The organism is Anaerosinus sp., from assembly GCF_965318445.1.
Map to the genome: position 1 here is coordinate 1 of NZ_CBDNNH010000003.1, position 12,917 is coordinate 12,917.

The 12,917-nt window shown below is 32.7% G+C and carries 16 protein-coding genes and 1 riboswitch; of the genes, 11 read left to right on the forward strand and 5 right to left on the reverse strand.

The window, feature by feature from the left end:
• The 8 genes from ACWZFG_RS02145 to ACWZFG_RS02180 all read left to right on the forward strand — a co-directional run.
• Nucleotides 1-629, forward strand: a 629-nt coding sequence (locus tag ACWZFG_RS02145) for a hypothetical protein (protein WP_455576962.1), incomplete at its 5' end; no start/stop codon positions are given.
• 12 nt (nucleotides 630-641) lie between these two features.
• Nucleotides 642-881, forward strand: a complete 240-nt coding sequence (locus tag ACWZFG_RS02150; protein ID WP_455576963.1) for a hypothetical protein — start codon at nucleotides 642-644, stop codon at nucleotides 879-881.
• Between the two features lie 145 nt (nucleotides 882-1,026).
• Nucleotides 1,027-2,328, forward strand: coding sequence for a hypothetical protein (locus ACWZFG_RS02155; protein WP_455576964.1), 1,302 nt, complete (start codon nucleotides 1,027-1,029; stop codon nucleotides 2,326-2,328).
• Nucleotides 2,312-2,632: a hypothetical protein gene (locus ACWZFG_RS02160; RefSeq protein WP_455576965.1), complete on the forward strand. Its 321-nt coding sequence runs from the start codon at nucleotides 2,312-2,314 to the stop codon at nucleotides 2,630-2,632. Before ACWZFG_RS02155 ends, ACWZFG_RS02160 begins: the two co-directional genes overlap by 17 nt.
• Before the next feature lie 7 nt (nucleotides 2,633-2,639).
• A complete protein-coding gene (locus ACWZFG_RS02165) occupies nucleotides 2,640-3,236 on the forward strand; it encodes a hypothetical protein (protein ID WP_455576966.1) in 597 nt (198 codons plus the stop codon).
• A gap of 219 nt (nucleotides 3,237-3,455) precedes the next feature.
• A complete protein-coding gene (locus ACWZFG_RS02170) occupies nucleotides 3,456-3,944 on the forward strand; it encodes a hypothetical protein (protein ID WP_455576967.1) in 489 nt (162 codons plus the stop codon).
• A gap of 722 nt (nucleotides 3,945-4,666) precedes the next feature.
• Nucleotides 4,667-4,894, forward strand: coding sequence for a (2Fe-2S)-binding protein (locus tag ACWZFG_RS02175; RefSeq protein WP_177504887.1), 228 nt, complete (start codon nucleotides 4,667-4,669; stop codon nucleotides 4,892-4,894).
• A 57-nt stretch (nucleotides 4,895-4,951) separates the two neighbouring features.
• Complete coding sequence (locus tag ACWZFG_RS02180; RefSeq protein ID WP_177504888.1) at nucleotides 4,952-5,353, forward strand: bacteriohemerythrin; 402 nt, start codon at nucleotides 4,952-4,954, stop codon at nucleotides 5,351-5,353.
• A gap of 150 nt (nucleotides 5,354-5,503) precedes the next feature.
• Here ACWZFG_RS02180 and ACWZFG_RS02185 read toward each other — a convergent pair whose 3' ends face one another.
• Nucleotides 5,504-5,782 (reverse strand): hypothetical protein, encoded by a 279-nt coding sequence (locus tag ACWZFG_RS02185; RefSeq protein ID WP_177504889.1) that lies wholly within the window; start codon nucleotides 5,780-5,782, stop codon nucleotides 5,504-5,506.
• A 303-nt stretch (nucleotides 5,783-6,085) separates the two neighbouring features.
• Here ACWZFG_RS02185 and ACWZFG_RS02190 point away from each other — a divergent pair, with 303 nt between their 5' ends.
• Nucleotides 6,086-6,682, forward strand: a complete 597-nt coding sequence (locus ACWZFG_RS02190) for a DedA family protein (protein ID WP_177504890.1) — start codon at nucleotides 6,086-6,088, stop codon at nucleotides 6,680-6,682.
• Nucleotides 6,683-6,790: 108 nt separating this feature from the next.
• Nucleotides 6,791-7,462, forward strand: a complete 672-nt coding sequence (locus ACWZFG_RS02195) for an NAD(P)/FAD-dependent oxidoreductase (RefSeq protein WP_177504891.1) — start codon at nucleotides 6,791-6,793, stop codon at nucleotides 7,460-7,462.
• Nucleotides 7,463-7,784: 322 nt separating this feature from the next.
• Here ACWZFG_RS02195 and ACWZFG_RS02200 read toward each other — a convergent pair whose 3' ends face one another.
• The 4 genes from ACWZFG_RS02200 to ACWZFG_RS02215 form a co-directional block, all read right to left on the reverse strand.
• The gene (locus ACWZFG_RS02200) at nucleotides 7,785-9,173 is read right to left on the reverse strand and encodes an amino acid permease (RefSeq protein ID WP_418626995.1); all 1,389 of its coding nucleotides are present in this window, start codon (nucleotides 9,171-9,173) and stop codon (nucleotides 7,785-7,787) included.
• 212 nt (nucleotides 9,174-9,385) lie between these two features.
• Complete coding sequence (gene mutY / locus ACWZFG_RS02205) at nucleotides 9,386-10,435, reverse strand: A/G-specific adenine glycosylase (protein ID WP_418626996.1); 1,050 nt, start codon at nucleotides 10,433-10,435, stop codon at nucleotides 9,386-9,388.
• Nucleotides 10,422-10,991 carry an NUDIX hydrolase gene (locus ACWZFG_RS02210; protein WP_177504893.1) on the reverse strand — a complete coding sequence of 190 codons (570 nt, stop codon included), beginning with the start codon at nucleotides 10,989-10,991 and terminating at the stop codon, nucleotides 10,422-10,424. Before ACWZFG_RS02210 ends, mutY begins: the two co-directional genes overlap by 14 nt.
• 175 nt (nucleotides 10,992-11,166) lie before the next feature.
• Nucleotides 11,167-11,355 (reverse strand): ferritin family protein, encoded by a 189-nt coding sequence (locus ACWZFG_RS02215; protein WP_177504894.1) that lies wholly within the window; start codon nucleotides 11,353-11,355, stop codon nucleotides 11,167-11,169.
• A gap of 633 nt (nucleotides 11,356-11,988) precedes the next feature.
• Here ACWZFG_RS02215 and ACWZFG_RS02220 point away from each other — a divergent pair.
• On the forward strand, nucleotides 11,989-12,306 hold the full coding sequence (locus ACWZFG_RS02220; RefSeq protein ID WP_177504896.1) for an SLC13 family permease: 318 nt from the start codon (nucleotides 11,989-11,991) through the stop codon (nucleotides 12,304-12,306).
• 124 nt (nucleotides 12,307-12,430) lie between these two features.
• Nucleotides 12,431-12,608: riboswitch (cobalamin riboswitch) on the forward strand.
• The last annotated feature ends 309 nt before the right edge of the window (nucleotides 12,609-12,917 follow it).

Genomic DNA, 12,917 nt, shown 5'->3' on the forward strand with positions numbered 1-12,917 from the left:
TTATCATCAAAATTATAAAAGGAGAAAATGAGAACATGAGTGATAAAATAAGAACTGCAGTAGTTCATCTTTGTATTTTATGCGTTGGAGTTTTTCTAGGATTCTATGTAGGTACACAATATTATCCGCGCATCGATACAAAAACAGAAGTACATACTGTAGAAATTGAAAAGCCTATTTATATAGAAGGAAAAATCACGGGTGAAACAGAAACGCAGATTGCATATGTACCGAAAGAAACCATCATTGAACGATATATCGATGCGGAAACAGGCAAAGAAGTTACGAAAGAATCGCTTGAAAAAACCGATCTCGATGCAACGATCGGAAAAACGGAGTTCAATGTGAAGTTAAACGGAAAAGATGTACAATTCAGCAAATCCGATGATGAGCAATTTCTGTTTGATAAAAATAAAGTTGCATTAAATCAAACCAGCACAATTACATTTGATGCCACCGTGACGCCCCAAATAGTTGATAAAACAAAGCGCTGGGCAATTGGAATTGGATATGGTACAAACGGAACTGCGTATTTGATTGATTTTCCAATCTGGAAGAATGATTATATTGGTGGATGGGCGTATAAAGATAGTGATGTTGAAACAGCAGGAGTAAAAATTAACTTCTAGGATGTGTTTTAGGTGAATGATAATAAAATATTAAAAGAAATTGCTATAAAGTTAGAATGGCGTAGAGTGGAACAGCGCTGTGATTTTACAACAGGAAGTGTTAGTTCTCCTTTTAGTGTATGCCCTTTATGCGGCGGTGTTGAAACTTCTGAATATAATACCATGAAAGAACTGCAGGGTGATAAACGATTCCATAAAGGTCATTATAGCGACTGTTTGTTTTCTAAAATTGAAACTGCTGTTAAAGCGTAATGAATGAAGCCAGAATCTAGTATTTTTACTTGATTCAGGCTTTTTATTTAAAATGATTTACTTTTGTAATTAATATCTTACAGGAGTTTGTATCTTTATGTAGAAAAGTAATATTATAAAAGCCTACAGAGAAGTTGGTGCGACAATGGCAAACTCCAAAAAAAACAGAAAAAAATATTTTTTTTTAAAAAATAAAGTTGAAAAGTTGCTACGGAGATTACATAGAAGAGTTAAAAAAATTAAAAGGGAATATACTGAAAATAAAATTATAAAGTTTTTAGATAAAGTTGAATTTGGAAAAGTTAGCATAAAAAGAGAAGAAAAGAGAACTCTAACAATAAAAATACCTAAAGATTTTTCATTTAACTCTAATCCCGATGAATGTATTGAGATTTTAAAACATATGTATTATTGTGGAATGGGAAAACATACTCGACAATTAAAGTTTGACCATTCATCTTGTGATAATTTAGGTATTTGTGCATCAACTGTTATGGATGTCATATTGTTGGAAATTCGAAATAAAAGACGTCGAGGGAATCGACGTTTTAGTCTGTCTGGAATGATGCCAGAGAACGATGTTGTTAGAGAAATATTAGAAGCCAGTGGAATGTTAAAGCATTTAGGATTTGAAGAACCTAAGAATAATAGAATACTAAAATTGGAATTACAAAGATCTTTAGATTGCGATGTCATAGGTACAAGAGTTGTTCAATATTTTTTAAAGTGTTTAGCTACTCAAGGGTTTACTTTAAAGCTTGAAGGAAAAAGTGTTATGGGTGAGATGGTTGGAGAAGTAATAAATAATTGTAAGTTGCATTCTGGGGAATATGGTAGATGGTTTACGCTAGGACATTATTTTAAACAGCAAGATAAATTAAATAAATACGGAGAATGTCATCTTGTAATATTTAATTTTGGGCGTACTATTTACGAAGGGTTATCGGCAATTAGAGATGATACAGATAAACTTCGTATTAAGCAATCTTTAGAAGATTTATATAAAAAACATAAATCATTGATATCTCGACATTGGACAAAAGAAGCTCTATGGACTTTATATGCGTTGCAAGATGGTATTAGTAGGTTGAGAACAGATAAAGACCCAGATAGGGGAACAGGGACAATTAAGCTGATTGAAAGCTTTCAATCAATTGGTGGTACTGCAAATGGTCGAAAACCTATCATGAGCATTACATCTGGTCACGTACACATAGTTTTGGACGGGAAATATAGATTAAAAGAAAAAGATTTTAATGGAGAAAAAAGACAAATAATAGCTTTTAATGAAGAAAATGATTTATATAAAAAACCTGATAAAAAATATGTGCAAATTTTAAAAAATTTCTTTCCGGGAACAATTATTTCTATGAGGTTCTATCTCGATAAAGAATATCTTTCTCAGCATGTTAATGAAGGAGAAAATCATAATGGAAATAGATTTTAGTAAATTAATAAAAGGGAATATAAAAATTTTTTCAGGCAGGGATAAAGGGGAAAATGCTAGGAAAAATTTTAATTTAGATAAGTTAGATTTAAAAGAAGATGAGATTGTGAATGTTTTTATTCCAGAAGAAATTTGGTCAATTAATTCATCATTTTTTTTAGGATGCTTTGGACCTAGCGTGCGTAAGCTAGGTGAAGATGGATTTCGGAAAAAATACGTATTTAATTGTGGATCTATAATTTTAAAAAATATAGAGGATGGAATTTCTAGAGCTTTAAAAACCTCTAATCCATTAAAACGATGATATGTCTATGCTGTTTTTTGAGGGAATTTATTTTATTATTTCGCAAACTAATTTAAATGACTTAATGGATGTGGTTAAAAAAATGAATTTCGGTAATATATCGGATATAGTTATGGCAATTGCATCGTTATCTAATTTGATAATAATTATTATATTTTATTTGAAAGATAAGAAATATAGGATTTCAGAGGCTAAAAAAAATTATAAAATTTATTGGTTTAAAGAATTTTTATTGAAAGATTTATCTTTTGTTAATGATTTTTTTTCGAACAATAAAAAAATAATATTACAAGCACAAAAAAGTAAACAGGATATAGACAATGGGGAAAATCAAAATACAGCAGTTACTCCTCTTTTTGGATTATATACAGATAGTAGAATGAAAATCAATAATGAATTTATTGATCTCGCGAATGAAATAGATCGTGAGTTAGGTAGTGAATTAAATAATTTATTTGAAAAGTTCCAAGATGAATTTTTGGATTGTTTAACAGAATATATTATAGATGGTAACTCGATGGAGCTGGATTTGTATAAATTAGTACATAACCAAAAACAAGAAGTGATTAGAGTGTTGTATAAAAAAGGAGAAATATTTTGTTAATTTATTTCTTTTAGATATGCCCCAAAATAGTGCGCAATGACACGCAAAAGCCCCCAGGCATTGGTACAGAAATGCCTGGGGCTTTAACATAAAACAAAATAATAGCCATTGTAACATTAGTGGTAAACTTAAAGTTAAATCCTGCATCGTTAATTTGAACTGCAGGCTTTTTGTGTTTTATGGAGAATTTTTATATAAAATTAGTTGGAGATGATGTAAATGAAGGGTCTAGTAAATGCAATGATGAAATCATTGGAGGATAAAAATTGGTATGGGGCGTTAACTATTGCATTAATTATTCCAGATATCTGTGGGTGTATAGATACCCCTAATTCATATTCAAGTAAAAGATACGTGCGGTGGTTTGATCAATATGTTTCACATAAATATTATCTTTTACAGAAAAATATTGAACCTGGACGTGATTCAGTAGCAATATCAGGAAGTGATTGTTATGCAATAAGATGTGCATTAATGCATGAATTTAGTAGTGATCTTGAAAAACAACGTGCACACGAACTTTTAACAAAATACACATTTAGTAGTCCAGGTAATATTTATTTCGCCTATCAACTTAGATGTAATGAATCTGGTAATGTAATAGACATAAATGTTTCAGATTTTTGTGAAAAAATGCGGATTGGTTTTTCTATTTGGGAAAGAGAAAAACAACCAGTATATGATAATCTGCTTAAAGTTAATTTTTAAATTAAGTTATTTCAAAATAGTGTGCAACAGGTGTGCAGCGACATGGAAAAACGACCTGTTTTTATATGTTTTATGATAATTTACGAGAAACAAAACGTTCATTTTACTGTATCCATGCGCGTTTATAACATCGTTTTTTCGCACTTCTAAGCCGTGTGTCGCACGTTCGAATCGTGCCAGGCGCACCAGTGAATACAACCGTCGGAAGATTGGTAACAATATGAACCGTATATCACGGTAACGAAATGGTATCAACAATGCTTTTAAATAAAGCGTTGTTGATACCATTTCGATTTTCATATAGATATTTTATAGCATCTACAATTATTTCATTATGGCTTGGTATTGAATGATTATGACGGACACCGTGAAATTTCTTTCCTTCTACTTTTGCATTTGCAATTATTTTTAACAAAGATTTTCTAAAAATTAATAGGATATTTACGTGTGGAAATATAAATTATGACTTTTTTATAAGTTTAGATGGAGGAAATATCTATAAAAATCCGTTGCTCTATAATTTATTTTGCGCTCAACAAATTAAGAAAGAATAGAGTTTTATATTAACAGTTAATGCACTTCGAAACAGGTTTGCATAAAAAATGCTTTTAAAATATAAAATAAGCTGTGTGGTTCAGCACTATATAACTTATTTTACTCCTAGATTATATAGTATACTATATCAAGATTTAATTATATCCGAATCATAAAGGAGACAAATCATGGATAATGAGACTTTACCTCAGAACATTCTAGATAAACTTACAAAAGTATGTCTATGCAAAGGAATTAATCGTACTAGTATAAAAAAAGCGATTGACAATGGCGCAAGAACGATAGCTGAAGTGCAAAAAGTCACGGGTGTGGGTTCTGGGTCTTGCCATGGTCGTCGTTGCACCCCAAAGATTCAAGAACTTCTTGATCAGATGGACCCAAAATCAAAAGGCTAAGCCTCGTATAAAATCATTATGAGATAAATGGTTGAAAGTGAAAGGCGGTGAGGCTTAATGTTTGATTTCAAATTTGATTGGGATGAGTCTATCAGTGTTGGGGTAGAGGAAATTGATGAGCAACATAAGGAACTTTTTAAAATAGCACGAGATATCGAGCAGATGCTTTTAATAAGATGTTATGGTATAACTAGCGAAATGGTCATCCAAGTTTTAGCGAAACTTAGAGAATATACGACATATCATTTTTATTTTGAAGAATTGTTCATTAGACAAATGGATCCTCAATATTTGAAAGAACATCAAGAAAAGCACAAAAAATTTAGAAATATTATTTTATCTCTTAATAATGATAAATTGAAAAAATCTCCTAATGAAATATTAGTTGAAATTAGAGACTTCTTAAAAAGGTGGTTATTTGAACATATTGTTATTGAAGATAAAAAAGTATTTAAATAATTATAAAAATTTCATGGCTAGATTTATCTTTATAATAAGACATTCATAATAGAATTTTTTTAGATTTTCATATTTTTAAGAAAATCTAAAAGTTTTTTACACAATAAAAAACCCACTAAGATTTATTTCTTAGTGGGCTTGTTAATTCTATTAATCGTATGGATTTACTCTTTCTAAATTATAATCTACAACACTGAATGGTTCTGTTTTGTGATTACAGCTTTGGCATAAAGGAGCTATATACCAAAAATCTCTTGAGTTAGCGGATTCCTTCTGTACATGTCCACCTATTTCGGCTTTGTTTGAACATCCGATGCACGAGCAATTATCAAAACTTTTCCCTGTACGAGACTCCCAAAAATCTTTCCATGAATCAAATTCATCGGGCTTTCTGTCAGAAGTTCCATTGATATTTCTTACCGTTGCCATAAGAATCCCACCTTTTCAGCATTAATTTACAAAAAGAAATAATAATTTCCTATGTATGACAATAATTATACAATGGATTCCAAATATTTTCAATCAAATAGGATTTAAAATAACTTTAACTTGAAAACTCTATGGGGTGGTTGTTATTATTGTTTAATTAATTTTTTTACATTAATTATGCCTTTAGGCAAAATATAGAGATATAACTGGACGATTATTTTTATTGGTTTTATAATAATAATGGTCTGTTTTCAAAATAGAGTATAAAATAATTTGATAAATAGGACAGGAATGGAGATTTATATGGAACAGTTTACGGAAGTTTTTTTAGAGTTTATTAACTCATGGGGATATTTTGCAGTCGCTTTTTTAATGGCATTAGAAAATGCTTGTATTCCAATCCCTAGTGAGCTAATTCTAGGGTTTGGAGGGTATTTAATTTTTATTGGAAAGATGTCTTTTAGCGGAGCTTTGTTTTGGGGAATGGTTGGTGGTTTAGTTGGTTCGCTCTTTGCCTATTATGTAGGGAAATATGGTGGACGACCGTTTGTAGATCAGTATGGAAAATATTTTTTAATGAAAAAATCGCATGTAGATAGTGCACAGCATTGGTTTGATACGTATGGAATTAGTGCGGTGTTTTTTAGTAGAATGTTGCCTGTTATTCGTACATTTATTTCATTGCCAGCTGGATTCGCAGGGGTGAATCTATATAAATTTGTATTTTATACGATTTTAGGTTCATTACCATGGACTGCGTTAATTCTTTATATAGGTATGGCATTAGGTGAAAATTGGCAGGTATTACGAACGATAGGACATGAAGTAAGTATTGTTTTTATTATATTGATGGTAATAGTTGTTGGTATTTTATATTTTCGACGTAAACAGAAGAGATAAACAAGTTTTAGATTTTTCACTTACTTCATTTAAAAAAATAAGCAGGAAAATCATACTTGCCTCTTTAATTATGTAGTTTACATAACTTTTTATGGGGAGAAATATTTTATGGAAATAAAAAAAGATATTTTAGAACAAGGTGCGATTCTTCAACGAGATAAAAAAACATATGCAGTTGCTCCGCATATTCCGGGCGGCATTATTACCGATAGTAATATATTACGGAAAATGGCAGATGTTCTTGATAAATATAATGCAGCTGCGATTAAAGTTACATCTTCGCAACGATTAGCGCTTATAGGTATTCAGGAAGATGATTTAGATGCTGTTTGGAACGAATTAGGAATGGAAAAAGGTTGTCCGATTGGTAGCTGTGTACGTAGTGTTAGAATTTGTCCTGCCCAAACTTTTTGTAAACGGGCGCAACAAGACACTGTATCATTAGGATTAGAAATTGATAAAATGTATCACGGCATGGATCTTCCAGCGAAATTTAAAATTGCCGTATCGGGTTGCCCGAATTCCTGTTCAGAAAATGCAGTTAGAGATTTAGGGGTTATGGGAAATAATAAAGGTTATACAATTGTGATTGGCGGTAGTGCCGGTGTTTTACCTAGAATAGCGGATAAATTGACAGAAAATATTACTAGAGAAGAAGTAGTGCCTTTAGTTGAAAAAGTAATAAAATATTATAAGGAAAATGCAAGAAAATATGAGCGGTTTGGTCGTATGATTGAGCGAATTGGCATTGAAAAAGTGAAAGATGATCTTTTAGGATAATAGAAAATATTATTTTTACTATACTAATTTGTATGGTGAGATTTGGTTATATAGTAGCTTATTTACTATAATTGCGATAATAATACTAATACATACGAGAAATACTCTCACTGGAATAGAAAATTAGTATCGAAAATAATTATTGCTGCGGATAATGTGTCGATAGTGACAAAGGTTAATTTATAATGGTACTTTTCAATAAAAGTAAAGATTGTATTTACTACTAATATAATCTTGAGATATTCATTTTCTATCCTACTAAAAAGCCCCTTAAATGTTTTGAAAACATTTAAGGGGCTTTTTAATAAATTATAAAGTTGTTTTAATTTTCATCATGGTCCGCGATTGCACTGTGTTTGTAGCTATAACTAAAATAAACGAATATGCCAATTGCGCACCAAACGAAGAAACGTACCCAAGTATCGAAGGGAAGATTATACATGAGGTACCCACATGCAATTACAGCAAGTGGTGATACAAGGTAAATAAATGGACATTTAAAATTACGTGGTAAATCAGGTTTCGTAAATCTCAGAACCAAGACACCTATTGCAGCAATTAGAAATGCACTTAATGTACCGATATTCGCCATTTCAGCAATCAAGCCGATAGGAGCAAAGCCTGCAATTAACGATACCAAGATTGCACCAAGAATTGTAACAAGGTATGGTGTTTTGTAACGGGAATGAATTTTACATACTTTTGCAGGAACCATTCCGTCACGAGACATCGCGAAGAAAATACGTGCTTGTCCGTAAAGAAGAACGAGTAACACTGTAGTAATACCAGCAATTGCACCTACTGCAACTAATGCAGAGCCGATATTGTACCCGATATAGCGCAGCGCAAAAGCTACAGGTTCGGGATTATTTAATTCAGTATAAGGAACAACACCTGTTAAGACTCCAGCAACAACAACATACAATACTGTACAAACCAGTAAAGACCCAATAATACCAATTGGTAAATCACGAGATGGATTGCGACATTCTTCTGCTGAGGTCGCAACAGCATCAAATCCAATGTAAGCAAAGAAAACAATAGCGGCACCACTCGCAATGCCAGAAAATCCGAAAGGCATAAATGGCTCCCAGTTTACAGGATTTACTTTAGGACCGGCAAGAGCAAGAAAGATAAATACGGCTACTAATTTAATAAATACTAAAATTTTATTTAATTTGGCACTTTCTTGTGTACCGCGAATTAGCAATAAGCTTAAAAACATTGTAATTAAAATGGCTGGAATATTTACAATGCCACCATCAGCAGGAACTAAAGTGAATGCATGTGGCAATTCTATCCCAGTCGACTTTAGTAATCCAACAACATAACCCGACCAGCCAGAAGCAACGGCACTAGAAGTTACAGTATACTCTAAAATTAGATTCCAACCAACGAGAAACGCGATAAATTCACCTAAGGATGCATAAGTGTATGTATAGGCACTACCTGATGAAGGAACGATAGAAGCAAATTCTGCATAGGCAAGGCCAGCAAAAGCACAGGCTAAACCAGAAATAATAAAAGAAATCATTACGGCAGGTCCCGCATATTTTGCAGCAGCAACGCCAGTCAACACAAAAATTCCCGTTCCGATAACACAGCCGATGCCGAGCAAAACCAAATCAATTGCTCCTAAATTTTTTACCATACCAGAATTTTTAGCCATGGCACGCATATCTTCTATGCTTTTTGTTCGGAATAGATTCAAAAAAATCACACCTTTTCCTATTATTCTTAAAATGTCATAAATAAGAGTATAGTAGAAATGATGTGTTATTGTCAAAGTAAAGCCAGCTAAATAATGAAGGCATAATATTAATTTGCTAGATAAAAATAAATATATTAGGGGAAATATAATGCTTTTATAAACATATTTAAAGTTTATAAAAGCATTATTAACAGAAAATCTATTTTTAAAATTTAGAGATAACCTTTAAAAGCCGTTGGAATGGCATAATCATCTATAAGGTTTTGTGGTGAAATCCAATGATAATTGCTTTTGACAGGAATTTGTTCTAACTCAATGTAATATCCTATCATATGCCATTCAATATGGGTGAAAATGTGTTTGGAAGGCGGAAGCGGAGTAATATTTTTTACTTTATAGTTTTTTTCTTGGAGATAATGAATTATTTGTGCTTGCCCCATGTGATCATCTAAGTGAGGTAATTCCCATAGGCTTGCAAGTAAGCCGGTGGATGGTCTTTTTTGCAAAGCAATTTTATTTTCATATTGTAAGCGAAGCATCGTATAACTTTCTATACGTTTAGTTTTTTTAGGTGCTTTTACAGGGATTTCACTTATGCAATCTTCAGCGAAACTCAAACAAATTTGCTTGAGCGGGCAGCTATAGCATTTTACGGCTCCTTTCGGTAAACAAACCGTTGCACCGAGCTCCATTAAGGATTGATTAAAATTACCCGCTTCATTTGCGGGGATAACTTGCGCAAGGTACGATTCAATTTTTTTGCGAGTTTTTTCTTTCATAATATCATCGCGGCTTGCTAGTAAACGTGTAATCACTCTTAAAACATTTCCATCAACTGCTGGAACGGGAATTTGATAAGCGATAGAGGAAATGGCTCCAGCTGTATAAGGACCAATCCCGGGCAATGCAAGAAGTTTTTTATAGTTTGCAGGAAGCTTTCCGTCATAATTTATAACAATTTCTTGTGCTGCTTTTTGTAAATTTCGGGCACGGTTATAATAGCCTAATCCTTCCCAAAGTTTTAATAATTCATTTTCGGGAACTTCAGCTAATGACTCAACGGTTGGCAAGGCGGAAATAAAACGATCAAAATATGGTTTCACTGCTTCGACGCGTGTTTGTTGGAGCATGATTTCGGATATCCAGACGAAGTAAGGATTAGGATTTTCACGCCAAGGTAAAATGCGTGCATGGCTATGATACCAACGGAGTAAGGGTGTAACGATTTCTTTAAGCATCATTGTTGTACTATTTGTTTGCATAGTATTTTACCTTTTGAATTAATTTTTCATATACAGGGATCATATGAGCTTCTGAACAATAGTTAGAAATTTGACTAAAGGGTAGCCATTTTACTCCGCTGTTTTCATCAGGTTTGTATTGTAATGTTTCTGACTCATCAGCAATAAGCAGATAAGAAAAACAAAGATGTAAATGTGTATTGACGAATTTCCCTTGTTTCATATGACTGAATACAGGGAGAATATCAATTCCGGCAAGTGAATTAGTAAGTGGTGCAGCTTGTGAGATTCCCGTTTCTTCTTTTGCTTCTTTTATTGCAACCTGCAATAAATTACTATCGCCATCCGCGTGTCCACCAGTCCATCCCCAGGATTGATAGATATTATGATGAATCATCAAGGTTTTATCATAAGTTTGATTGACAATAAAACCAGAAACAGCTATATGAGCAATTGTGTTGTCACGTAATAAAATTGTATCGGGAAATTTTTCAATCATTAGACTCATCGCTTTTTTATCTGAGATTTCTTGTTCGTTTATTGGTAGATAATGATAGAGTTCTTTAAGAAATTGCACAGCTAAACCTCTTTTCTTTGTAGATGAATATCATTGTAGCATGTTCGTACTGAAACGACAAATGATAAACAAAGATATCTCAGTAAGAGCGCTAGCTCTTACCGAGACCCATAGTCCCGCCGTATAAAAATACGCCCTAAGAGAATAAACTCTCGGGCGTATTTTGCTATGCTTTTTAATTAAATTTTTTTAGCATATCAATAAGTTGCGTTGCGTGAAGCATTTCTGCTTCTGCAAAATGTGCAAACATTTTTGCAGCTTCTGGGTCATCAAATGCATGTGCAAATCGTTGGTAGTTTCTAACTTCCTCTTGCTTTTGACAAAGTGTTTGCTCCATTGTTTTTTTGATATCAATATGACTCAATCAAATCACCTCCTATAGATAGTTATAACCATCTATAAAAGCAATATTTATAAATAGAGTTCTTAATTCAGATGGAGTTTTAACTCCATCTGAATTTTATAAATCGTTATCCAGGGATTTAATCGCTCGCCTGTGCTCAATGGATATAACTCCCGCTTGTAGAAGATGGGAGTCTTAGAGCAGGTTAATTATCGGATAAAGGATGAAGAACCTAAAAATGATTGTTTCCAATTTATTCTTCTTTTCATAAATTATAATAAGGTAGTTTATTTCTGCAAGAAGTACTTATTTGTATACAAAAACAGAGCAGAAGATAATGCAAATCTACGAAAAAGTGAAAAGGGGGAAACTATGAAAAGAAAAATAAAAAAAATCGTCATCAACTTTTTATGTGTGTTACCTCTATGGATCCTTTCCATTTTGACAGCATATGCTTTTCCACCATCATCCACACCACTGTATAATGGGATAGATGCTTTTGGCAATCTCAATGATTAGCAGAGATATGTTTTTTTATGCAATTTTAAAATGATTATTGAGGTGAAAGTAATATGCAACCAGTGACGACAAATCCGTTTTTAAATATAGCAGTCAACATGTCCATTATATTTTTTGTGTTATGGTTTCTTGGCTATGTGTTTCGATTCATTCACACAGAAAATTGGCAATATCGTCGTAAAAGGCTCTGGAAAAAGTGAAAATAAGTTAATGATTGCAATTATGTTAGTTGCCGCGATATTGTCCTCTATTAGTTCTAATAAAGGAACGACTGATGTTATTATTGGCATTTGTTCAGTTGCGAAAATCCCTGTATCTAGGTGGTTGATGCCACTAGCATTTGCTGCTGGGTTTGGTGGGATTATGACGATGATTGGAACGCCACCTAATATTATTGTTACTGGGGCGTTGGAATGGAAAAAGTGGTGCGGGCAAATTCAGATTTTTAAATAACTTTATGTTAGTTTGCATAAAGTTGTTGGTAAAATAAGAATTTTTGTAAAAAAATATATGCAAACACTATTGACATAAATAAATCATAGTGATAAGATAAGCCTTGTTTATGAGAGTAAATAAAATTTCATATATAGAATTAGGTGTCCGAAAGGACTTAATAGGGAAGTTTGGTTAAATGCCAACGCGGTCCCGCCACTGTATTAGGGAGCGAACTCAACAAATGTCACTGGAAAAATTCTGGGAAGACTGAGCGAGCGATGAACTAGAGCCAGGAGAACTGCCTAATTAACAATCACCGTTTGACCTGCGAGCGATGGGAAGGAGATTTATAGATTGCTAAATCTATTTATCTCGACTTATATTTGTCGAGATTTTTTATTTAGTAAATATATATTAACTTTAAATCCTTCTTTGCAATTGTAGGCAAAGAAGGATTTTTTATTTTAGTCAAAAAGTTTTCTCCGCTTCTTAGCTTTGGCGGAGAACATTGCTCATATATTTTATTTTTTATTGTACTGGGCGTATGCCCGATGTTTCCGTTAGGAGACATCCTTTTTCAAACAAGGGAAGGCACTCTTGTCTTCTCTTTTTTAATAAAAACTCTTTAA